The organism is Sphingopyxis sp. NJF-3 (assembly GCF_053514865.1).
In genome coordinates this window covers 2,109,617-2,130,450 of sequence record NZ_CM130726.1, presented here as the reverse complement: position 1 = coordinate 2,130,450, position 20,834 = coordinate 2,109,617, and the positions used below count along the sequence as shown (strand labels likewise).

Sequence of the window (20,834 nt, the reverse complement as noted above, 5' to 3'; positions counted from 1 at the left end):
GGGAGAGGATAAGTCGCTGCAATCGTGCTAAGCTCATCGATAGAAAAATAACGCCGACAAAAACGGAAAATCTCCCCTCGTGCATCGTACTTCTGAATGGGAGCCGCGAAGACGACGTGAACCGGGAGAAGCGCGCAAAGATCATGGCATGGGTGGGGCGGGAAATCCTGCCACACGAGGCGGACGTGCGCGCGTGGCTCCGGCGCACCCTCGATCCCGACGACCTCGAGGACGTCCTCCAGGAAACCTATTGCCAGATCGCGAGCCTGCGCGATGTCAGCCATATTCGCAGTGGCCGAGCCTATTTCTTCACCGCGGCGCGCAGCATCGTCCTGATGCGCCTGCGCCGGGCGCGCATCGTCAGCATCGAATCCGTTACGGAAATCGAGAGCCTGAACATCGTTGGAGATGAACCCTCCCCGGAGCGCGTCGCGGCAGGTCGCCGCGAACTGGATCGGGTGCGCCGACTGATCGAGGAGTTGCCCGGCCGATGCCGCAAGATTTTCGAGCTTCGCAAGATCGAAGGCCTCCCGCAAAGGGAGGTTGCCGAGCGGTTGGGCGTGACCGAGCATGTCGTCGAGAATGACGTCGGCAAGGGACTGAAACTGATTTTGCAGGCGATCGCCGATGGCGAACAGGCTGCTGACAAGAATATGGCGAGAACGGAACGAGATGAGCGAGCGCGAAACAGCACAAGCGATCAGTGATCGCGCGGCAGCATGGGTCGCCCGCATGGACCGCGAGGGCCATGACCCTGCTGTGCGCGCTGAACTCAAGGCATGGCTCGCAGGCGATGATCGTCGCCGCGGCGCTTATTTTCGCGCGAAAGCCGCATGGACCATGCTCGACCGCGCGAGCGTGTTCGGCGCCGGACAACCACCATCCTACGAGGTGGCCGCCGCCGGCGGCCCCATGTTTTCACGGCGCCGGCTTCTATGGGGTGGCGGTGTCGCCGCTGCCGCCGCCGCGTTGGTGGTCGGTCTTCCGAACATGGATTTCTTCGCTGCTCCCGATCAGCAAATCCAGACGGCGGTCGGAGAAATCCGGCGGGTTCCACTGAGCGATGGTTCGCTCGTGGCTGTGAACACGCAAACAGCGCTCGACGTCACTATGAAGCCGAAGGTCCGGCAGATCGCGCTCAAGAGTGGTGAGGCCTGGTTCCAGGTTGCCAAGGATCGCGCTCGGCCCTTCGTGGTCGATGTCGGCGATTATCGGGTTCGCGCGGTCGGAACCGCCTTTGCCGTCCGCCAAGTGTCGGGCGGCGTCGATGTGAAGGTGACAGAGGGTGTCGTCGAAATGTGGCGCGTCGGTGATGAGGCGCATGTCCAGCGCGTCCGGGCGGGCAGTCGAGTCTTCGCTGCGCCCGGCCGGGCGATCGTGCCGGTCGCAGCTGCGAGCGAAGAGATCGACAAGACCCTCGCATGGCGGACCGGCCAACTCGTGTTCGACGGCGATACTATTGCGGAGGCGGTCGCCGAGTTCAACCGCTACAATGTCCGCAAGATCGAGGTGGGTGATACGGCGCTTGGACAGAAGAAGATGATCGGCCGCTTCCGCACCAACGAACCCGATGCCTTCGCGCGCGCGGTTGCGACTTTGACGGATTCCCGTGCCGAAATCAGTGCCGGGCGAATAATTTTGTCATCGAACTGAAAAAAACGGCAGCCGAAAAACGGAAAAATCTCTCCCGCGCATCGTGTCCATGTGAGCCCGAATAATCGGGCCGGTCAAAATGGGGAGGGATTTATGCGGTATCGCGATCTTCGCGGCGCTCTCGCGTCTTCGGCGGCAATCTGTGCGGTGGCGGTCGCCACGCCCGCGATGGCCCAGACCAAGAGTTTCGACGTCCCGGCGCAGTCCGCCGCCACAGGCATTCCCGAACTGGCAACCCAGGCTGACATTCAGATTCTCGTCAGCGAAGAAGCCGTGCGCGGCAAGACCATCCGCGCAATCAAGGGTTCGATGAGCATCGACCAGGCCGTGCGCCGCGCCGCTGCCGATGCTGGCCTGCGCGTCGTGTCGAGCGACGGGCGCACCTATACGCTTGCGTCGGCGACGTCGTCCGATGCCAGTTCATCCTCCGACAGCGGCTACGCCGCCAATGAAATTGTCGTCACTGCGCAGAAGCGCGTTGAATCCGCGCAGAACGTGCCGATCGCCATTACCGCGCTGTCGCAGAAGAATCTGGAAGAGCAGAAGATCGAAGGCGGTCCGGACATCCTGCGCGCCGTGCCGAACATGACCTTCTCGAAGTCGAACTTCACCAGCTACAACGTGTCGATCCGCGGGATCGGGACAAAGGCGGTGTCGGCGACCACGGACCCCGGCGTGGCCGTCAGCTTCAACAACGTGGGGATGATCGCCAATCGCTTCTTCGAGCAGGAATTTTTCGACCTCGAACGCGTCGAGGTGCTGCGCGGGCCGCAGGGCACGCTTTATGGGCGCAATGCGACCGGCGGCGTGATCAACCTCATCACCGCCAAGCCCAAACTCAATCGGTTCGAAGGAAGCCTCAAGGGGGAGGTCGGCAATTACAACAGCCGCCGCCTCGTCGGTATGCTCAACGTCCCGATCGTCGCCGATGAACTCGGCCTCCGTGTCGCTGGCGCGATGACCCAGCGCGATGGTTATGATTACAACGCCAATACGAAGAACAGCATCAATGGTCGCGATCTCTATTCGCTTCGTGCGACCCTTGGGTTCGAGAAACCTTGGTTGCGTGGCAATATCGTGTGGGAGCGCTTCCGCGAAGACGACAATCGGTCGCGTACCGGCAAGCAGCTTTGCCATCGCGATGACGGTCCAGAGATGATCGGCTCAACACCGGTGCGGGTGGAAAACCCTCCCAGCTTCGATCGAAATTATCAGGGAATCCGTCAAGGCCTGTTTAGCACGGGCTGTAAAGCGGGCAGCCTGTATGACGATGATGCGTTCGGAACGCCGAACGGTTTGGCGCTCAACGCCGTTGCCGGCCTCGCATTTCTCTCGGATTTTTTCAGCCCGATCACGCGGAACAAGGACGGCCCGCTCACGGGCAATCCCTTCCTCGACAAGGAAAGGTTCTTTTTCATCGATCCGAACGTCGATCCTTATGGTGGCATGATGCAATCGCGCAATCTGCGTGAGATCAGCTCGATCCGCGATCCGCGCTATCGCGCCGGGTCCGATATCCTCTCGCTCAATCTTGACGTGGATCTCTCCGATACGCTGACCCTGTCCTCGCAGACCGCCTTTAACTGGAGTGATGTGTACTCCTTTCAGGATTATAATCGTTTCAACACGGTTCCGATCATCAACGATACATCGAACACGTTCTTCAACAGTACGGACACGCCCAGCGAATATCGCGGGTTCGCGCCGGGTGGAATATTTTGCGATCCCCAAGTCGGGTGCTCGAACACGCTCGCTATATTTGACGTGTCTTCTGGCGATTCAAAGCAGTTCTCCCAGGAACTCCGTCTGCAATCGGATTCGAGCGGACCGTTCAATTTCAGCCTAGGCGGAAATTATACCAAATATAAGGTCGTCGACGAATATTACGTGATGAGCAATCTCTTCACGATGCTGTCAGCTATCCAGCCGTTCAACAGGACCGGGAATCTGACCCAATGCATGGACGAAGGATTCAGCGGCACCACCCTGCCGAATCCCATTCCTATCGAAAATGGCACTTTTTGTCCGTATATCGACCCTAATCCCGTCGAAAGCATCAATGGCGAGGGTCACAATTATTTCCGAAGCTCGAACCCATATAAGCTGACGAGCTGGGCGTTGTTCGGCGAGGCCTATTACGACGTCACGGACAATCTCAAGCTGACCGCCGGGCTGCGCTATACACGCGACAAGAAGGTCTTCACGGTTGTCCCGAGCCAATTGTTGCTTGCCCCGAATCTGGGTGCCGGCGGGTTCGTAAATAAAGGCTATCCGGCCACCGGCGAGATTCGGCAGAAATGGGGCGAATTCACCGGTCGCTTCGGCCTCGACTGGAAGCCCGACTGGGGCTTCACCGACGATAGCCTCGTCTACGCATTCTACAGCCGGGGCTATAAGGCGGGCGGCGCCAATCCGCCTTCGCCCGGCTTCGCGACGAACGAATTGCTGCTTGAATATGGCGTGTTGACGCAGGAAGAAATCGACAATCAAACACCCGGTTTTCTTCCAATCTTGCAATTGCCGGCGGTCAATTACGCGGCGACCTTCAAGCCCGAGTTCGTCAACGCGTTCGAGATCGGCATCAAGAACAGCCTGATGGGCGGGCGGCTTACCCTCAACGCCGGCGCCTTTTATTATGATTACACCGACTATCAGGTTTCCCAGATTCGAGACCGAACCGCCGTCAACGAGAATTTCGATGCGAAAGTGTGGGGTGCGGAGCTTTCCGCAAACTTCGAACCGATCGACAACCTGCGCTTCAACATGAATCTGGGATATCTCAAATCGCGGATCAATGACGGTGAAGTGTCGATTGACCCCATGAACCGAACGGCGGGCAATCCTGATTACGTCGTTACCAAGCCCTGGCTGCAGCTTCCGTCCAACTGCATCGTTCCGGCCCATATCGCCGAAGCATTTCTTCAGCAAAGCACGGGGTTCAATAATTACTGGAATATGTGCGGAGGTCTGGGAGGGCCGCTCGGTTTCTTCTCGAATATATTTGGTGCGATTCCTGACACGAAGCTCGGTGGCTTTTATAACCGCGCCAATTATCCTGAGATCAATGGTGGCGCAGGCATCAATACCGAGCTCGGTGGCAATGAATTGCCGAACTCGCCGCGTTGGACCGCGAGCCTGGGCGCTGAATACACGATCCCCTTCCAGGGCGATTGGAGCGCAACGATCCGCGGCGATGCCTATTGGCAGGCGAAGAGCTGGGCGCGCGTCTATAACCTTGCGCCCTATGATCGTCTCCGCAACTGGACGAACTTCAATATTTCGCTGCGCGTCGATGGCCCCGAGAACCTGTCGATCGAGGCCTATGTGAAGAACGTTTTCAACAAGACGCCAATCACCGACGCCTTCCTGAATTCGGATGACTCGGGCCTGACGACCAACGTCTTCACGCTCGATCCGCGCATCATCGGGTTCAGCATCGCGAAGAAATTCTAGTTCCTCTCCGCCCGGTCCACTGGGGGACAACCTCGGGCCGATGTCTGTTTGCTCCCGAGCAAATATCGGCCCGGTTTTTCGGAAAGGACCAGCAATCGCTTTCTCGGGCACTCCCCTCACTCCGGAGGGAAACTTAGCCGCCGTCCTGTCACCCCGGCAAGGGCGGCGGCTGATCTTCTGAATGACGCAAGGAGACTATGATGACCGACGGGACGAAAACGCCACTGGGTCACACGATCGAAAGGCGAAACTGGAAATTCGGTCGCGGACAGGCAGCGAAGCGTTGGTGGCATGGCGGCGATGCAGGACGCACCGCTTTCTACAACGCCCTGTCCTCGACCTTCCCGGTTGGCGAGAAATTCTTCATGTCTGCGGTGCGCCATTATCGCGACGACGCGCCCGAGCCGCTCCGCGAACAGATCGACGATTTCATCTTTCAGGAATCGACCCACTCGCGCGAGCATGTCTTTTTCAACCGGCAGGCCCGCGACGCTGGCTATGACCTCACGTCATCCGAAGACCGAGCGGCTCGCACGATCGCGTGGGCGAAGAAGCGTCCGCCGTTGATGCAGCTTGCCGGAACCTGTGCGCTCGAACATTTCACCGCGACGCTCGCCAATGCGATCCTCGCCGATCCCGCGCATCTTGCGGGCGCCGATACCGAAGCGCAGCGCATGTGGCGCTGGCACGCGATCGAGGAGATCGAGCATAAGGCGGTCGCCTACGACACGCTTGTCCTCGCCATGCGAAGCCGGTCGCCGTTCCGGCGCTGGACGCTGCGATCCCTCACCATGCTCGCGGCGGGCATCCGCTTTCATTACGTCGTGTTCCGCAATACCGCCGATCTGTTGCGGCAGGACGGCAAGAGCAACCGGAGGACTTGGGGCAAGTTACTCGCCTACCTTTATGGCAAGCCCGGCCTCATGCGCCTGCTGCTCCGCGACATGTTCGCCTATTTCCGGCCGAATTTTCATCCGTGGCAGCATGACGATCGGGCCTTGGCGGCGCGGGCGCTCGCAACCCTTTCGCCGCCGCTCGTCGCGCCGATGCCGAAATGAACGGCCCGATGCGAATGGCGATGATTTCAGGAACGGCGATGCTCGCGGCGGTTGCGTTTGGCGCCGCGGGCATCGTCACCGCAGAGGCCGCCCCGCCGGGGCAAAGCATCGCCGGTATCTGGGCGACCGGCAGCGAGGGGGGCCGCGTCCAGATATACACCTGCGGGGCGGCTCTCTGCGGCAAGATCATCGATGCGACCCGCATACGCGCCAATCCCGACCAGCGCGACGAACGCAACCCCGATCCCAAGCTGCGTGACCGCCGATTGAAAGGGCTGATCGTTCTGCATCGCTTTGCGGGCGGCCCGCGCGAATGGAAAGGCGGGCCGGTCTACGACCCGGAGTCGGGCGACGGCGCGGCAAAGGGATTTCTGACACTGCGAGGGGATGGCAAACTGGAGGTGAAGGGTTGCAAGGCGGCCATCTTCTGCCGAACAAAGGTCTGGACGCGAGTGCGCTAAGCCTCGCTGCGGCATTTCTTGTTGAAGTCCAGCGGGCGGAGGATCTGCCTGCGATCGAGGGCTTGCTTGAAGCCGTCGCGCATGAGCTGGGCTTTCGTCACTATGCGATGATCCATCACGACGATCATCGCACCGGCTCGCCAAGCCTCATTAACATGAACAACTATTCGCCCGACTATGCCGCCGAATATTTCGCCGGCCTCTATCATCGCGACGATCCCGTGGTTCATGCCTGCATCGCAGCGAACGCCTGCTTCACCTGGTGCGAGATTGGCGACCTGATCGAACTGAGTCCCCGGCACCGCGCCTTTCTCGAACGCGGAGAATATCATGGAGTCAGCAACGGTATCACCGTCCCGGCATTCGTGCTGGGCGAGCGCAGCGGGTCGTGCAACTTCTGCTCGCCGCGCCGGCCTGGATGCGTTCGGCACCATCTCGCCGGGTTTCAGACGATCGGCGGCTTCGCCTTTCAGAAGGCGCGGCAGATCGTGAATGGCGGACGCTTGCGGCAAGTTCGTGTCGGGCGGCTGCGCCCGCGCTGGCGCGATTGCGTTATTCTTGCCGGACAGGGCAAGAGCAATACCGACATCGCGACGATACTCGGTCTCACGCCCTCGACCGTCAAAACTTACATCGAAGCGGCCTGCGCCCGCTATGACGTCCCCAACCGCACTCAGTTGGTCCTAGCCGCCGTCCTCGACGGCGAGATCGGAATCCACGAAATCGCTCCGCGTCAACATCGCCACCTGGCGACCTGATATTCCGAGTTGAATTTCGCTTTCTTGCGCAGGCAAGCAAGGGAGCGACACCATGATCCATATCGTCGAAGGGCTCGGCACCCCGGCCGACCAATCCTTACTCGAATCCATGTTCGAGGACCGCAAGCGGCTGTTCATCGACCTGCTCGACTGGGATTTGACCGTCGTTGACGACCGGCTCGAAGTCGATCGCTTCGACGACGCCTATGCCACTTATATCATCGCCGCCGATCGCACCGGTCGCCATCTGGCCTCGATGCGGCTGCTGCCCTCGACCCGGCCGCATCTGCTCGGCACGCTGTTCGAGCGGCTTTGCACCGACGGCGTTCCGGTTGGCCCCGACATTTTCGAAATCACCCGACTTTGCCTACTGCCCAACCTGCCGCGGCCCGAACGGCTGCGGCTGCGCGACGGGCTTATCCGCGCGATGGTCGATTGTGCGCTCGATCGCGGCATCAACCGCTTTACCGGCGTCGTCACCGCGCGCTTCCGCGAGCAGGTTCTCGGCATGGGCTGGCAGGGCGAGGCGCTGGGGCCGGGGCAGGATTTGGGCGGTGGAAGGCTCGGCGCCTTCCTCGTCCACATCGCCAGCGATACGCCTGCTCATCTCGAAGCCAATGGCCTCCACGCGCTGGCCGCGGAGGCATCGGCATGACCACGCAATTCTCGCCGGACAGCGCCCCCGTCCGCCTCGACCGTGACGGCTATTGCGTCATCCGAAACGCGGGCCCCGTCCATCGGATCGATGCGATCGACGCTTCGCTCGATTACGATTTCGCGGCGACACCCTTTTGCGTCGGCGACTTCTTCGGCGAGCGCACCAAACGGTTCGGGCGCCTGCTTACTCGCGCACCCGCGACCCGCGCGCTCGTCATGCACGAGGCGATCCTGTCGCTCGCGACAAGTATCCTGTCTCCCGGATGCGACCGCATCGCGCTCAATCTCACCCAGGCCGTCGAAATCCATCCCGGCGCGCTCGCCCAATATCCGCATCGCGACCATGATCTTTGGCCCGCGATCAAGGGCGAGCAGCAGTTTCAGGTCAATGTCATGTGGCCGCTGTCGCCCTTCACGATCGAGAATGGCGCCACCCGTTTCTGGCCGGGCAGTCACCGCGCCGGATTTGACGGCGACGCCGACGAAGGCACCGCCGTAGCTGCGGCCTGCGAACCCGGCGACGCGCTGGTCTGGCTCGGCGGCACGCTGCATGGTGCGGGCGCCAATATCAGCGACGCCCCGCGGCGCGGTATCATCGTCAGCTATTGCCTCGGCTGGCTCAAGCCCTTCGAACTGCAATGGCTGGTCTATCCGCCCGAGGTCGCGCGGCACTTCGATCCCGAGCTGGCGGCGCTGGTCGGTTACGCGCAGCATCGTCCCAATCTCGGCAATGTCGAGGGGCGCTGTCCGTCCCTTCTGCTCGCAGGCGCAACGCCCGATCATGTTGCCGCCGTTGACGCGCTCCGTCCCGATCAGGCCGGCGCGCTTCGCATTTACGCCCAGGAACAGCGCGACCATGCCCGCGATTGAGACGCGTCCGGTCCTGCCGCGCGGTAGCTGGCGCGATCCTAAAGCATATGCTCGGCTCGAAAATTGTGGTGCGCGCGGTCTCGCGTGGGAACTGACGCGGCGTAATCCTGATTATCAGGATGCGGCCCTGATCGAGCGCACCGCATTTGATGCGACAGACGAAATGCCCATTATTGCAGGCGCGGATTTCATCGCGCGTTGGGGGTTACTCTTTCGCTGAATCGCCATGTCGCGCCGCACCGGATGCTCGAGTGCTTTGGTCGCGTACCTATGACGCGTCGGTACTGACGGCATCGGTAATCAGCCGTCTCGCCTCAGATCGAGAATTAGACGAGCAGTTCACAGTGCAGGGCACGCATTGCGAGCACTATGTCGTCGGTGGCGCGCTTCGCGGGGTTCGCATCGATCTGAGGGGCATGGATCACGCCCCAAACTGTCGGGATAACGCTCTGCGATTTGAGATCGCCCTCACACCGGCGCTGCCTCTCCAACTCACCGAATTGGCGCGCTACTGGAGATGGTGGAATGGCCGACCGCTTTTATATCCCCCGGTATCAAAAAAAATGAATCGTGGTGTCTTGGTTCTACGCACACTCGATGCTCTCGGCGAGGGAGCCTCGTTGCGCGCTATCGGGCAACATCTTGTGCGCAATGGCGATTGGCCAGGACTGGGTGAATCCACGAAATCGCAAGCGCGGCGGCTGGTTGAAGCGGCCAGGTCCATGCAGGTTCGCGGGGCGAAAACGATTCTAAAATCCGGAACGATCGTTGGCCGCTAAACCGATCAACTTTCCTTCAAAAGGTCCGCTGCCGCAATTCCCAAACCCTTCGCTAACTGATCGACGACATCGACAGTTGCCGAATATCGGCATCGTTCAAGTGAGCTGACATAGGTACGGTCAATGCCGGCCCGATGAGCAAGCTCTTCCTGCGACCACCCTTTTGCGGCGCGAGCCTTTTTCAAATTTCGAGCAAGAACGTCGCGTATCGACATAGCCGATCACTGTCGCGCTTGCTGAGTATTTCACCACGGAGTATACACTTCAACGGTGGAGAGAGATTGGTCCCAAGACAAAGGGCAGGGGAGACGATGACAGCAGCATATCTCGGTGGATGCCGGGTCGGTATTGTGGAGCGGGCGCCGAATGGCCCTGCCATGACCCAATATGATCGCGTCCAGATGCTGACCTATGCCCGGTTGCTCGACGCCGAGCGCGACGGCTTCGACTGGGCCGATGTAGCGCTGGAGGTGCTGGACCTCGATGTCGCGGCCGATGCCGCCGGCGCCAAGCAATGCTGGCAATCGCATCTCGACCGCGCCCACTGGATCGTCGGCGAGGGACTGGCCGCCGCGATCGCGAGCGACGACAAGACTTGCGGGAGCCTTTCTTCGTAAATCCTGTCGTCAATGCGCGCCGGAAAATTGTTCTCGCCAGCGCGCCGGGGAACCCGCACCGTGCGCGTGCGTAGTCACCGCAACCTCACCTCCTACCCCCCCCCGGAGGTGAGGCCATCTCTCTTCGGTTGCTTGCAGACCTATTGCGACGAGCGGAGGAAGAACTCGATCGGCACGACCAATTCGATGCGGCTTCCGGTCACGGTCTTGGGCGGCCTGGGCAGGGGCTGCGCGCGCGCCGGTAGCGCCAGCGCCTCGCGATCGAGCGACGCGATACCCGACGAGCGGTGCAGGGCGGCCGAGCGGACGCGGCCGCGCCGATCGATCACGAAACGAATCCAGCTCGTGCCTTCGTCGCCGTTGCGCCGCGCCGCGCGCGGGTAACGCTTGGCGCGATGGAGCGCGGCCAGCACAAGCCTCTCCCATTGCGGGCGCTCGTCGGTGGCTTTCGGCGCCGGGGGCACGGGCCGCGCTTCGGGAGCGGCCGCGCGGGCGGCGGGCTGGCCGCCCTTGGCATCGGATGCGGGAAGGACCGCATGGCTGCCTTCCGGTCGCGGCAGACCGATCGCCGGCTGTACGAGAGCGATGATGGGCAGAGCTGGGCGCGACATCGGCGCGGCGCGGGGCGACGCGCGTTCCGGCATGGATTGGCGTTCGACCTGTTCCGGCCCCGGCGTTCGTTCGCTTGGCGGTGCGGGCGGCGCTCGGGAAGGGGCGATCTCGACCAGCGTCAGCGCCGCTGTCGAGGCGCGCGGACGCGGTGCGTCCACCCAACGCAGCAGCCCCGCGCCGATCAGGACTAGACAGACCAAAGCGGTCCCGACCAGGCCGAGCAGCCGCGTCGCCATCGGCAGCGGACGGTCGCTGTAGCGCACCGCGCCTGTTGTGGGCGGCGGCGACGGCGCGGGAAATGATCCTTGAGGGAACCGCCGGGGTAATATCCGGGGCTGGCCGCGTCCGTCTTCGCGGCGCCGCGATCGCGCGAACGGCGCCGGCGCCGTCACAGCGCTTCTAGAAAGGCGACGAGCGCGTCGCGCTCCTCGCGCGTCAGGTCGAGGCGCTTGAGGATCGGCGATGTGGTCGGAAACAGCGGGTCATCCGCCTGGTCAGGCTTGCGCCGCAACTGCACCCCGCCGGCATTGTAGAAGTTCACGATGCCCCGCAGATGCGGGAAAATTCCATTGTGCATCCACGGCCCGGTGCGCGACACGCCGCGCAGGCTCGGCGTGCGGAAGGCGCCGACGTCGGCGGGATCGTGCGTGATCTCGTAGCGGCCGAGGTCCTGGAGGCGCCGTCCATAGAAGGACAGCCCGATATTGTGAAAGCGCTGGTCGGTGAACAACGGCCCATTATGGCAATTTGCGCAGCCCGCCTTGGTGCGGAAGAGATGCAGCCCGCGCAATTCCTGATCGCTGAGCATCTTCGTGCCGTCCCGCAAGGCGCGGTCCCACCGCGACGTTCTCGGCTTGTGTGTCCGCAGAAAGGCGGCGAGCGCCTGCGCGACATGCTGCGGCGTCATCGTCCGGTCGCCGAACGCGCGCGAGAAGGCGGCCGTATAACGCTCATCGGCTGCGATACGCGACACGACTGCATCGGGATCGGCCGCCATCTCGAACGGGTTGGTCATCGAGGCCAGCGCCTGCGCTTCGAGGCTGGGCGCGCGGCCGTCCCAGAACAGCGCCTTCATCCAGGCGACCGCAAAGAGGGGCATGGCATTGCGCCGGCCGCGCTGGCGATCGTGGCCGAACGAGGTGCTGATCCCGTCGCCGAATCCGAGTTCGCGGTTATGGCACGACGCGCAGGCGATCTGGCCCGAGCCCGATAGCCGCGGATCGTCGAACAACATCTTCCCGAAGGCGATCTTTTCCGGGGTCGATGGAGTGTCCGGCGGATCGGCGACCGGCGGCGTCGGGCCGAACTCGGTGAAGACAGCACCCGGCTGCAGCACCGGACGCGGCCAGTCCTGCGGCTGTCCGCCATAAAGCAGGCGCAGGGCGGCCATGTCGGGTGCCGCTTCCTGCGCGGCGGCGGCGCAGACCGAGGCGAGGAGAAGCCCGATCAGCGCAAATATCTCTATCCACCGCCGCCGCATCGGATCAGAAGCTGTATTTGGCCGAGATCCAGACATTGCGGCCCATCTGCCACGGCTGCGACGTGCTGCTGAAATCCTGCTCCAGCACGGTATTGAACAGGTTGTTGACCCTGAGGTCGAGCGACAGCACGCCATAGCGCGACCGGATCGCGTCGAAGGTCGCCGACAAGTTGAAGCTGACCGCATCGTCGAACTTGACGAGATCGTAGACGTCGTAGCGCACGCCATCGATCACGATATTCTCGCCGGTATCGTCGACCCGCTCGAAGCCGCTGCGGTAGCGGGCGTTGACGTTGGTGCGCAGCCGCTTGCCGAACCAGTGCGCCGCCCAGTCGAAATTGACGATGACGGGCGCGGCATAATCCTCGAGCTGATTATTGGCGGTCGCGCGGAGCAGCGGAACGACTTCGCCCTGATAATAGACGTCCTCGCCCTGGAACTCGGTCTCGTCGGCGATGTCGAAATAGTCGACGTTCGACGATTTGGTCTTCGACAGGTTGGTGCTCACCGAAAAACTGTGGTTGCCGAACTCGCGGACATATTCGAGCGAGAGGCCGCGATAGCTGCTCTTGCCGTCGTTGGTGATCGTGTAGCTGCGGACCGTGGCGATATCGCCGGTCTCTTCCACCTCGGTCGAGGTTATCTGCTCCGACTGCGCGAACCTGTTGCGCGAATCACGCAGGATGCCGCGGATACGATATTCGCCGCCGATCAGTGGCGCGGGACCGCGCAGGGCGAAGGTCAATTCGTCGACATAGGGCGTCTTGAGGTCCGCATTCGAATAGCGCGGCAGGATCGTGTGGCTGTAGAGCGTCCAATTGTCGCTCCAGACGTTCTGGCCGTTTATGACCTCGGGCATCCGGCGATAGATATAATTGTCGGGATAGCTTTCGCGCAGCGCATAGCCGAGGAAGCTGCGCCCGTAATAGCGGTTCGCGCCGAACGTCAGGTTCATGCCCGCAAAGGGCAGGTCGCGCGAAACCGACAGGCGCGGCGCGACATTGTGATTGCCGAGGAAGCTTTCATGGTCGTAGCGCAGCCCCGCGCGGACCTCGAAGCCCGCAAGATCGCCCTGCCATTCGCTCCATAGCGTGTAGGAGTCGAGCTTGACGCGCGAGCGGAACGCCATGGCGGGGGACAGTTGCGCCAGCGCATAGGCGCCGTCGACGCAGGTGTCGGGATAGAGCATCGGCTGGGTGCAGACCGTATTGGGATTGACCTCGATCGGCAGGTCGGCCCGGTCGCCGTGGCGGAAGGAATAAACGGTCTCCGGGCGCTCCTTGATGGCCTTCACGCGCGCATATTCGGCGCCGAAACGAATGTCTCCGCCGAGCATCGGTTGTTCCCACAGCGCCTTGACGGTGCTGTCCCACTGCCGCTGGTTGATCGGGTCGGGCGCGCCGAGCGAGCAACTGCTGGTCGACGAGCACCAGTCGACCCCGGGCGCGGTCGAACTGATGTTGAGGATGCCGGGGCGGTCGGAGCGGCGGTCGGTGTCCGAAACGGCGTGCGACACCTCGACCTTCCAGCGCGCCTCGTTCGCGCCCGCGCCTTCGAGCTTCAGGCTTCCCGACAGACCGCCCCCGTCGAGATAGACCCAATTGTCGATGCCGTTCGGATGCGAAAAGTCGCTCTCATAGGGGCTGTAGGTGAGCTGGCCGGTGAGCCGCAGATCGGCGCCGAGATCGAGTTCGGCCTTGGCGAGAAAATTCTCGCTGAGGCTTTGCTGGCGATAATCGCCATATTCGGCGTAGTTGGTGCCGCGCTCATAGGTGACGCGCGATTCCGAACGGCTGTATCCGAACAGGAAGCGCAGCGCGTCGCTGACCGGCAAGTCGATGCTCGCGCCATAGCGGCGCTTCAGATAGTCCGGCTTGCCCGGCACGTCGTCGCCCAAATCCTCGCGATTGCGCTTCGAGATGCGGAATTGCGCGAGATCGGGGCCCGTCTCGCCATAATGGGCGCTGATCCCGAACTCGGTGGCCGGCGCGCGCGTGTCGATCTCGACCACGCCGCCCGTGAACTGGCCATATTCGGCGGAGATGTTGGAATCGCGCACGGTGATCGAGCCGACGAGGCTCGAATCGACCCATAAGGATTGCGCCGATCCCGCGGCATTGCCTTCGATATAATGGTTCGGATTGGTGCTCGAGACGTCGAGCCGCGAATTGACGCCGATGCCGTCGACGACGAACAGATTCTCGGTGAAGCTGCCGCCCGAGATCGAGATGTTCGCGGGCCGCAGGTCCTGAAGCTCGGCGCGGGTCGCGCGGCCGTCCTGGCTGCTGAACTGCACGGTCGGCAGCACGCGCAAAATCTCGTTCACGTCGCCCGAGCCGGGTGCGCGGGCTTCGACCGACTCCCGGTCGAAACGGCTCGTGCCCGAATCGACCGGCTCGCCGAAGCGATGGCTGACCGGCGCGTCGTCGCCTTCGACCCGAACCTTCGACAATTTGATCGTCGTCGAAGGCTCGGGGCCGGCCTTCTCCTCGCTCTGGGCAGGCTGCTCCGCCGCCTGCGCCTGAACAGTCATGGCGATCGCCAGCACGCTCGCCGTCGCGGTCAATTTCTTCACTTTCGGACCCCCGTTCTCGTTTCGGGGGCCGCCTCTAGGAATTATTTATATTGCGAGTCAATCGCAAAAAGGGAATTGCGCCCGGAATTCGGAGATCGTCCAGAGGGCGAGCCGAGCGCACACAATGGTTGCCGGACGGGGTGTCGGAATTGCGCTTCGGCAAATCCGACACGTCCGCGCACGCCGGTCGCCGCCCATGCTCCCCGTTTCCCCGACACGGCGACACGGAGCGGGAAGCAGCATGGAAGAAACGGACAATATCGAGCGGGCGAAAGAGGCCAGACGCGGCTCGCCCTTCCTGAGCCCCAAGCAGGCCGCCCATTATCTCGGCGTCTCGCTGCGGACCTTGCAGGTGCATCGCACCCGCGGAACCGGGCCGCGTTTCCGCCGCCATTGCCGGCGCATCCGCTACCATATCGACGATCTCGATAGCTGGTCGGTCGGGCAGGGCAGGGAGCCCGGCCATGACTGATCCGGCATCGGCCAAGCGGCGACGGCTCGGCCGATGGGCGCTCGGCTGCGGCGGCCTTGCAGCCGCGCTCGCCGTGACGCTGCTGATCGAACCGCGCCCGCGCCTGCTCTGGAACGTCAGCGCCAGCGCGCCGGTCGGCCTCTATGCGATCGGCGACGGCGCGGCGATTGTTCCTGGCGACATGGTGATCGTGCGCATTCCGGGCGAGTTTCGGATGCTCGCGGCGCGCCGCCATTATCTGCCGGCCAATGTGCCGCTGGTGAAGCGTGTGGCCGCCGTTGCCGGCGATGAGGTCTGCGCCGCTGGCGCGCGCGTGACAGTCAACGGACGGCTTGTCGCCATGCGTCTTGATCGCGACGGAGCGGGGAGGCCGATGCCGTGGTGGTCGGGATGCGTCGAGCTTGGAGCGAGCGAGGTATTCCTGTTGATGACGGAAAGCCCCGCGTCCTTCGACGGGCGCTATTTCGGCGTGAGCGAGGCCGGCGATATTGTCGGACGGGCGCGGCTGTTGTGGTCGCGCTGAGGATCGCGCTCGCCGCGCTGACGCTGGTCGCGCCTGTGCCCGCTCGGGCTGATTCGGTGTATCGCTGGCGGCCCTATGTCGCCGAGGCGTCGGCGCGCTACGGCGTCCCGGTCGAATGGATCGAGCGGGTGATGCGCGCCGAAAGCGCCGGGCGTACGACGCTCGATGGTCGGCCGATCGTCAGCCGGGCGGGCGCGATGGGCCTCATGCAGCTCATGCCGGGGACATGGGCCGACATGCGCGCGCGGCTCGGGCTGGGGAGCGATCCGCATGCCCCGCGCGACAACATCATGGCCGGGACATATTATCTGCGGCTCATGTATGATCGTTTCGGCTATCCGGGGCTGTTCGGCGCCTATAATGCGGGACCGGCGCGCTACTCGGCTTGGCTCGCGGGCCGTTCCCGGCTTCCCGGTGAGACACGCGCCTATATGGCGAGCGTCGCCGGACATCGCGAAACAGGGCATCTCGGCGCGCGCGCCGGCCCGTTCGTCGCGCGGCAGGGTCGGGTCGCGCGTGAGAAGGCGGGCGCGGCCGTGCAGCAGATATTTTTCATCCGATATTAGAGTCGGCTAGGCCGGCTTCTTATCGAGGAATGGGGCTTCGCGGCGAGGGCGCGCTGGCTATTCCTGCCATCTATTGCTCGCCGGTTATCTGGACCGAACCGAACGGGCCTTGCGCGCCGCGATCAGTCTTTCATACCCCCTTCACCAGTCCGCCGGTGCCGCAGAAGAGGTCGATGAAGCCGGTGCAGGGCGGACCGGTCAGCAGGAGGTGGCGCGTCGCCGCGGCGAGCCCGGATGATCGTTGCGGTGCCCTCGCACGCGGCCCGGATGATCGCCGCGATACCGAGGCCTGCGCCGGCAACGGCGGCCATGATCGGGAGATAGAACTGCAAAGTGGCGTGCATCGGGCGTTCCATTCGTCTGCGTCGCACCCAGGATAAGCGGATTTGTAGGATGCGCGTTACCGCCGTCATGCCCGATGATCCTGTTCGGTTGAATCGGGCGGGCACCACGAGGCTCGCTTGTACCGCGCGCCGGTGCGGTGCTCCAAATGATCAGCGCGCCAATGCCGACCGCGAGAAGGGCAAGAAAGGCGAGGGCTGGCGAGGGCGAGAGGGAGCGTCCGGACCGTAAGCACTGACTGATCTCCCGAGGATTCCGGATTTCGGTGCCGCCTCGCGCCTTGCGGCGCGATCGCGCTCTATGCCGCCGCCTTCGTCGGCGGCACCGGGCCGCGCTGCGTCCCGGCCATTCGGTAACGATCGCTGGCGGCGCGGCGGGCGCTGCTGCGCAGCGGCTTCATGATGGACCTTCCCCTGTCGCGCGGGTGGGCGGCGCTCCCTTCTGGGCCCGGCCCGGCGTTCCGCAAGCCGATCCTGCGGACCGGCTCCTCCATTGCATTCCGGCGCTTCGCGTGCGGCCCGCCTCCTAGCCGCGCCCGGCAGGTCGCATTTCGCCGCCCACCCCCGCTCCGGGGCAGGCCCGGTGGTTTTGGGGCGGCTGGAGGAGGATAGGATGCGCCAGACCCGCACACGCCGCGCGCGCCGCGAGGCCGGAGGGGCCAAGCCCCCGGCGACACGCGCCAATCTCTACGAGGCGGTCACGAACCGCATCATCGCCGAACTGGAAGCGGGCCGCGTTCCTTGGGTGCAGCCTTGGGGCCGTCCCGATGGCGCCAGCACCGTCCCCGGCATCCCGCGCAACGCGCTGACCGGGCGTAGCTACAGCGGCGTCAATATTCTCATCCTGTGGGGGGCCGTGATCGAACGCGGCTGGCCTTCGCAATCGTGGCTGACCTTCCGGCAGGCGCTCGAAGCGGGCGGCAATGTCCGCAAGGGCGAGCGCGGCACCACCGCCGTCTATGCCGACCGCTTCACCCCCGAAGCCGAGAAGGAACGCGCGCGGCAGACCGGCGAGGACGCCCGCGCCATTCCCTTCCTGAAACGCTTCACCCTGTTCAACATCGCACAATGCGAAGGGCTGCGCCCCGGCCTCGCCGCCGATCCCGCACCGCTGCCCGAATGCGAGATCGTGCCGGTCGCCGAAGCCGTCATCGCCGCGTCGGGGGTCGATTTCCGCGTCGGCGGCGACAAGGCCTTTTACGTTCCGGGCGAGGATTATGTGCAGGTGCCGCCGCAGCCCGCTTTCTTCGAGCAGATCAACTATTATCGCACCGCGCTGCACGAACTGACCCACGCCACCGGCCATGTCTCGCGGCTCGACCGCAAGTTTATGAACGGCATCGGCGGCAAGGATTATGCCCGCGAGGAACTGGTCGCCGAAATGGGTAGCGCCTTCCTGTGCGCCGCGCTCGGCATCGACCCGACCGTGCGTCACGCCGATTATCTCGGCAGCTGGCTCGCCGTGCTGCGCGAGGATAATCGCGCGATCTTCCGCGCCGCGAGCCAGGCGAGCAAGGCCGCCGACTGGTTGCTCGCGCGTCACGCCGAAGCCGGTGAGGCCAGCGAATTGCAGGGAGCGGCGGCATGACGCTCCTGACCCCCGATCTTCACGCCGCGCTGCGCGCCAATGCCGCCGCGCACCATGATGCGCTCCAACATGGGCTGGCCGAACCCGATCCCGTTCCGGTCGTCAAATTCTTCAATCCGGTCGGCGCGGCGACATGGCTCGCGACCGAGCTTTATGCCGATGGTGATACGCTGTTCGGCCTCGCCGATCTTGGCTTTGGCACCCCCGAACTCGGCCCGTTCAGCCTCGCCGAACTGGCGGGCGTCCGCTTGTCCTTCGGCCTCGGCATCGAACGCGACATAGGTTTCCGGACCGGGCACCGGCTTTCGACATGGGCGGCGTGGTCGCGCCGCGCCGGGTCGATCCTTGCCGCCGAAACAGCGTTCCGCCGCCTCGCGCGCGCCGGAAATGACGACGAGATTCCGCCAGACGGCGGATGACGCGCGGCGCGTTTCCGCCGCAAATCAAGCCGGTCCGCCCAATCGCTAAACTCGACGGACCGGCGCTCTTGAGGAGCCGACCGATGAAACTCGACTTTATTCCGCTTGGCAAGCTGTCGATCAGCAAGGCCAATATGCGCTATGCGAAAAAGGCGCCCGACGTATCGGACATCCTGCCGACCATCCGCGCGCGCGGCGTCATGGTGCCATTGCTCGTGCGACCGAATTGCGCCGATGGTGCTTATGAGATCGTCGCGGGCGCGCGGCGCTTCACCGCCGCCAAGATCGTCGCCGACGAGCAGGACGGCGCGGGCGAGCCGCTGCCCTGCGCGATTCTCGAGGAGGGCGACGATGCCGGTGCGATCGAGGCCTCGCTGATCGAGAATATCGCCCGCCTCGCGCCCGACGAGGTGACGCGCTGGGAAACCTTCACCCGGCTGGCGAAGGAAGGCCGCGAAATCGCCGATATATCGGCGACCTTCGGCATCCCCGAGCAAGGTGTGAAACGCATCCTCGCGCTCGGCAATCTCCTGCCGCGCGTCCGCACCCTCTATCGCGACGAGGCGATCAACGCCGCGACCGTCCGCCACCTGACCTTGGCGAGCAAGGCGCAGCAAAAGGCGTGGCTTGCGCTCTACGACGACGCGGACGCCTATTGCCCCACCGGCCACCAATTGAAGGGGTGGCTGTTCGGCGGCGCGTCGATCAAGGTCGATCATGCGCTGTTCGACGTCGAGGCGAGCGGGCTTGCCATCATCGCCGACCTCTTCGGCGACGACCGCTATTTCGCCGACGCCGATGCGTTCTGGAAGTCTCAGGAAGCGGTGATCGAAGACCGCCGCGACGCCTATCTGGACGAGGGATGGGGCGATGTCGTCATCGTGCCGCGCGGGCAATATTTCTCGACATGGGAATATTGCAAGGCGCCCAAGCGCAAGGGCGGGCGCGTCTATATCGAGGTGCGCGACAATGGCGAAATCGCCTTCCACGAAGGCTATGTCACCGCCAAGGAAGCCAAGCGCCTCGAACGCGGAGAGGCCATCGACAGCGGCCCGAAAGTGCCGCGCCCCGAGGTGAGCAGCACTTGCCAAACCTATATCGACCTGCACCGCCATGCCGCCGTCCGTGCGGCGCTTTGCCATCACCCCAAGGTCGCATTGCGCTTGCTGGTCGCCCATGCCATCGCCGGATCCTATCTGTGGCGCGTGAAGCCCGAGCCGCAGACCTGCCGCAACGAGGGCGCGCGCGAGAGCGTCGAAACCTGCCCGGCCGAGGCCGCGTTCGACGCCAAGCGCCGCGCGGTGCTAGACCTGCTCGGCTTCCCGCCCGAGGAGCCGACCGTCACCGGCGGCAATGGCGACAGCACCGGCCTCGCGGGCCTGTTCCTGCGCTTGCTCGACCTTCCCGACCGCGCGGTGATGGACGTGATCGTCATCGTGATCGGCGAAACGCTCGAAAGCGGCAGCGCCGCGGTCGAGGCGGTCGGGACCGAGATCGGCGTCGATATGGCCCGCTACTGGCGGGCCGATGACGCCTTTTTCGAGTTGCTCCGCGACAAGGAGGTGCTGACCCGCATCGTCGCCGAGGTGGCGGGCGAGGAGGTCGCGACCGCCAATGCGAAAGAGCCGGGCAAGGTCTTGAAACGCATCGTCCGCGATCATCTGGACGGCGCGAACGGGCGGCCCAAGGTCGAGGCTTGGGTGCCGAAATGGATGGCCTTTCCGCCATCCGCCTACACGGCGCGTGGCGGCGTCGGCAGCGTCACCGCCCACGCCAAGGTGCAGGCGGCGCGCAGCGATCCGCCGCCCGAACGCGAGGCCGCATGATGGTGGCGGGCGGCGGATAACCGCCGCCCGCCTTCCTGATCCTGAAAAAAATCGTCGCGCCGCGCGCCGCTTTCGCGGCCCGCGGCGCGATTAATGTCTCGGTCCAATCCGTTCTGGTTTTCCGTC

21 protein-coding genes are annotated in these 20,834 nt (G+C 63.8%); 17 read left to right on the top strand and 4 right to left on the bottom strand.

Going from position 1 to position 20,834, the window contains the following annotated elements; genetic code table 11:
* The first annotated feature begins 116 nt into the window (after positions 1 to 116).
* The 10 genes from ACOTSS_RS10530 to ACOTSS_RS10485 all read left to right on the top strand — a co-directional run bounded on the left by ACOTSS_RS10530 (position 117) and on the right by ACOTSS_RS10485 (position 9,689).
* A complete protein-coding gene (locus ACOTSS_RS10530; protein ID WP_448688121.1) occupies positions 117 to 707 on the top strand; it encodes an RNA polymerase sigma factor in 591 nt (196 codons plus the stop codon).
* The gene (locus ACOTSS_RS10525; RefSeq protein ID WP_448688120.1) at positions 673 to 1,653 is read left to right on the top strand and encodes a FecR family protein; all 981 of its coding nucleotides are present in this window, start codon (positions 673 to 675) and stop codon (positions 1,651 to 1,653) included. Before ACOTSS_RS10530 ends, ACOTSS_RS10525 begins: the two co-directional genes overlap by 35 nt.
* A 93-nt stretch (positions 1,654 to 1,746) precedes the next feature.
* A complete protein-coding gene (locus ACOTSS_RS10520) occupies positions 1,747 to 5,106 on the top strand; it encodes a TonB-dependent receptor domain-containing protein (RefSeq protein WP_448688119.1) in 3,360 nt (1,119 codons plus the stop codon).
* Between the two features lie 200 nt (positions 5,107 to 5,306).
* Positions 5,307 to 6,164 carry a metal-dependent hydrolase gene (locus tag ACOTSS_RS10515; RefSeq protein ID WP_448688118.1) on the top strand — a complete coding sequence of 286 codons (858 nt, stop codon included), beginning with the start codon at positions 5,307 to 5,309 and terminating at the stop codon, positions 6,162 to 6,164.
* A gap of 8 nt (positions 6,165 to 6,172) precedes the next feature.
* On the top strand, positions 6,173 to 6,625 hold the full coding sequence (locus tag ACOTSS_RS10510) for a DUF2147 domain-containing protein (protein ID WP_448688117.1): 453 nt from the start codon (positions 6,173 to 6,175) through the stop codon (positions 6,623 to 6,625).
* Positions 6,574 to 7,383, top strand: a complete 810-nt coding sequence (locus tag ACOTSS_RS10505) for a helix-turn-helix transcriptional regulator (protein ID WP_448688116.1) — start codon at positions 6,574 to 6,576, stop codon at positions 7,381 to 7,383. Before ACOTSS_RS10510 ends, ACOTSS_RS10505 begins: the two co-directional genes overlap by 52 nt.
* Positions 7,384 to 7,435: 52 nt before the next feature.
* Entirely contained in the window at positions 7,436 to 8,038 is a 603-nt protein-coding gene (locus ACOTSS_RS10500; protein ID WP_448688115.1) for an acyl-homoserine-lactone synthase, read from the top strand.
* The gene (locus tag ACOTSS_RS10495; RefSeq protein ID WP_448688114.1) at positions 8,035 to 8,910 is read left to right on the top strand and encodes a phytanoyl-CoA dioxygenase family protein; all 876 of its coding nucleotides are present in this window, start codon (positions 8,035 to 8,037) and stop codon (positions 8,908 to 8,910) included. Before ACOTSS_RS10500 ends, ACOTSS_RS10495 begins: the two co-directional genes overlap by 4 nt.
* Positions 8,897 to 9,130: a transcriptional regulator domain-containing protein gene (locus ACOTSS_RS10490; RefSeq protein ID WP_448688113.1), complete on the top strand. Its 234-nt coding sequence runs from the start codon at positions 8,897 to 8,899 to the stop codon at positions 9,128 to 9,130. Before ACOTSS_RS10495 ends, ACOTSS_RS10490 begins: the two co-directional genes overlap by 14 nt.
* Positions 9,060 to 9,689: a DNA -binding domain-containing protein gene (locus tag ACOTSS_RS10485; RefSeq protein ID WP_448688112.1), complete on the top strand. Its 630-nt coding sequence runs from the start codon at positions 9,060 to 9,062 to the stop codon at positions 9,687 to 9,689. The genes ACOTSS_RS10490 and ACOTSS_RS10485 overlap by 71 nt, the downstream gene beginning before the upstream one ends.
* 5 nt (positions 9,690 to 9,694) lie before the next feature.
* Here ACOTSS_RS10485 and ACOTSS_RS10480 read toward each other — a convergent pair whose 3' ends face one another.
* On the bottom strand, positions 9,695 to 9,904 hold the full coding sequence (locus ACOTSS_RS10480; RefSeq protein WP_448688111.1) for a helix-turn-helix domain-containing protein: 210 nt from the start codon (positions 9,902 to 9,904) through the stop codon (positions 9,695 to 9,697).
* Positions 9,905 to 10,066: 162 nt separating this feature from the next.
* On the opposite strand from ACOTSS_RS10480, the gene ACOTSS_RS10475 reads away from it, so the two are divergent.
* Positions 10,067 to 10,306: a hypothetical protein gene (locus ACOTSS_RS10475; protein ID WP_448688110.1), complete on the top strand. Its 240-nt coding sequence runs from the start codon at positions 10,067 to 10,069 to the stop codon at positions 10,304 to 10,306.
* A gap of 140 nt (positions 10,307 to 10,446) precedes the next feature.
* Here the strand turns inward: ACOTSS_RS10475 and ACOTSS_RS10470 are convergent, their stop codons facing one another.
* The 3 genes from ACOTSS_RS10470 to ACOTSS_RS10460 form a co-directional block, all read right to left on the bottom strand.
* Positions 10,447 to 11,181, bottom strand: a complete 735-nt coding sequence (locus ACOTSS_RS10470) for an energy transducer TonB (RefSeq protein WP_448688109.1) — start codon at positions 11,179 to 11,181, stop codon at positions 10,447 to 10,449.
* Between the two features lie 125 nt (positions 11,182 to 11,306).
* Positions 11,307 to 12,398 (bottom strand): cytochrome-c peroxidase, encoded by a 1,092-nt coding sequence (locus ACOTSS_RS10465; RefSeq protein WP_448688108.1) that lies wholly within the window; start codon positions 12,396 to 12,398, stop codon positions 11,307 to 11,309.
* Positions 12,399 to 12,402: 4 nt separating this feature from the next.
* Complete coding sequence (locus ACOTSS_RS10460) at positions 12,403 to 14,973, bottom strand: energy transducer TonB (protein ID WP_448688107.1); 2,571 nt, start codon at positions 14,971 to 14,973, stop codon at positions 12,403 to 12,405.
* Positions 14,974 to 15,214: 241 nt separating this feature from the next.
* Between ACOTSS_RS10460 and ACOTSS_RS10455 the strand changes: the two genes are divergently transcribed.
* From ACOTSS_RS10455 to ACOTSS_RS10430, 6 genes are all read left to right on the top strand, one after another.
* Positions 15,215 to 15,445: a helix-turn-helix domain-containing protein gene (locus ACOTSS_RS10455; protein WP_448688106.1), complete on the top strand. Its 231-nt coding sequence runs from the start codon at positions 15,215 to 15,217 to the stop codon at positions 15,443 to 15,445.
* Positions 15,438 to 15,968, top strand: a complete 531-nt coding sequence (locus ACOTSS_RS10450; protein ID WP_448688105.1) for a S26 family signal peptidase — start codon at positions 15,438 to 15,440, stop codon at positions 15,966 to 15,968. The genes ACOTSS_RS10455 and ACOTSS_RS10450 overlap by 8 nt, the downstream gene beginning before the upstream one ends.
* Entirely contained in the window at positions 15,956 to 16,534 is a 579-nt protein-coding gene (locus tag ACOTSS_RS10445; protein WP_448688104.1) for a lytic transglycosylase domain-containing protein, read from the top strand. Before ACOTSS_RS10450 ends, ACOTSS_RS10445 begins: the two co-directional genes overlap by 13 nt.
* A 954-nt stretch (positions 16,535 to 17,488) precedes the next feature.
* Complete coding sequence (locus ACOTSS_RS10440) at positions 17,489 to 18,463, top strand: ArdC family protein (RefSeq protein WP_448688103.1); 975 nt, start codon at positions 17,489 to 17,491, stop codon at positions 18,461 to 18,463.
* Positions 18,460 to 18,882, top strand: coding sequence for a DUF2958 domain-containing protein (locus ACOTSS_RS10435; protein ID WP_448688102.1), 423 nt, complete (start codon positions 18,460 to 18,462; stop codon positions 18,880 to 18,882). Before ACOTSS_RS10440 ends, ACOTSS_RS10435 begins: the two co-directional genes overlap by 4 nt.
* Positions 18,883 to 18,965: 83 nt before the next feature.
* Positions 18,966 to 20,708: a ParB/RepB/Spo0J family partition protein gene (locus ACOTSS_RS10430; protein WP_448688101.1), complete on the top strand. Its 1,743-nt coding sequence runs from the start codon at positions 18,966 to 18,968 to the stop codon at positions 20,706 to 20,708.
* The last annotated feature ends 126 nt before the right edge of the window (positions 20,709 to 20,834 follow it).

Coding starts and splice junctions, on each gene's coding strand:
- ACOTSS_RS10525 (WP_448688120.1), top strand. CDS start 673: ATGAGCGAGCGCGAAACAGCACAAGCGATCAGTGATCGCGCGGCAGCA.
- ACOTSS_RS10520 (WP_448688119.1), top strand. CDS start 1,747: ATGCGGTATCGCGATCTTCGCGGCGCTCTCGCGTCTTCGGCGGCAATC.
- ACOTSS_RS10515 (WP_448688118.1), top strand. CDS start 5,307: ATGACCGACGGGACGAAAACGCCACTGGGTCACACGATCGAAAGGCGA.
- ACOTSS_RS10510 (WP_448688117.1), top strand. CDS start 6,173: ATGCGAATGGCGATGATTTCAGGAACGGCGATGCTCGCGGCGGTTGCG.
- ACOTSS_RS10500 (WP_448688115.1), top strand. CDS start 7,436: ATGATCCATATCGTCGAAGGGCTCGGCACCCCGGCCGACCAATCCTTA.
- ACOTSS_RS10495 (WP_448688114.1), top strand. CDS start 8,035: ATGACCACGCAATTCTCGCCGGACAGCGCCCCCGTCCGCCTCGACCGT.
- ACOTSS_RS10490 (WP_448688113.1), top strand. CDS start 8,897: ATGCCCGCGATTGAGACGCGTCCGGTCCTGCCGCGCGGTAGCTGGCGC.
- ACOTSS_RS10485 (WP_448688112.1), top strand. CDS start 9,060: ATGCGACAGACGAAATGCCCATTATTGCAGGCGCGGATTTCATCGCGC.
- ACOTSS_RS10480 (WP_448688111.1), bottom strand. CDS start 9,904: ATGTCGATACGCGACGTTCTTGCTCGAAATTTGAAAAAGGCTCGCGCC.
- ACOTSS_RS10475 (WP_448688110.1), top strand. CDS start 10,067: ATGACCCAATATGATCGCGTCCAGATGCTGACCTATGCCCGGTTGCTC.
- ACOTSS_RS10465 (WP_448688108.1), bottom strand. CDS start 12,398: ATGCGGCGGCGGTGGATAGAGATATTTGCGCTGATCGGGCTTCTCCTC.
- ACOTSS_RS10455 (WP_448688106.1), top strand. CDS start 15,215: ATGGAAGAAACGGACAATATCGAGCGGGCGAAAGAGGCCAGACGCGGC.
- ACOTSS_RS10450 (WP_448688105.1), top strand. CDS start 15,438: ATGACTGATCCGGCATCGGCCAAGCGGCGACGGCTCGGCCGATGGGCG.
- ACOTSS_RS10440 (WP_448688103.1), top strand. CDS start 17,489: ATGCGCCAGACCCGCACACGCCGCGCGCGCCGCGAGGCCGGAGGGGCC.
- ACOTSS_RS10435 (WP_448688102.1), top strand. CDS start 18,460: ATGACGCTCCTGACCCCCGATCTTCACGCCGCGCTGCGCGCCAATGCC.
- ACOTSS_RS10430 (WP_448688101.1), top strand. CDS start 18,966: ATGAAACTCGACTTTATTCCGCTTGGCAAGCTGTCGATCAGCAAGGCC.